1 pseudogene is annotated in these 232 nt (G+C 65.1%); it reads left to right on the top strand.

The features are described from left to right. Positions 1-154: 154 nt before the first annotated feature. A pseudogene (locus IF78_RS51085) lies at positions 155-232 on the top strand (IS200/IS605 family transposase); the annotation flags it as partial.

Here is a 232-nt window from a genome sequence, read left to right as displayed (position 1 = left end):
GCGTGCAGGCAGTTCCACATCGTCCGGGCCGCGTGCGCCTGCTCGTCAACGACCCGGGTCTCGGCAGGGCTGAGCGCCAGCCGGGCACGGTGCCCGAACTGCCGCTTCACCAGGCCGAGTTCCGCCTTCACGTGATCACTCTATCGCTTGGTTCATGTCACCCCGATGGAATCCGAACCCTGATGTACGCACAGGCCGCCACGTCGTCTACAACCTGCACGTCCACTTGGCT

It is taken from the genome of Streptomyces bicolor (assembly GCF_000719285.1).
GTDB classification, from domain to species: Bacteria; Actinomycetota; Actinomycetes; order Streptomycetales; family Streptomycetaceae; genus Streptomyces; species Streptomyces bicolor.
The sequence above is the reverse complement of the archived record's forward strand: the minus strand, read 5'-3'. Positions and strand labels throughout refer to the sequence as shown.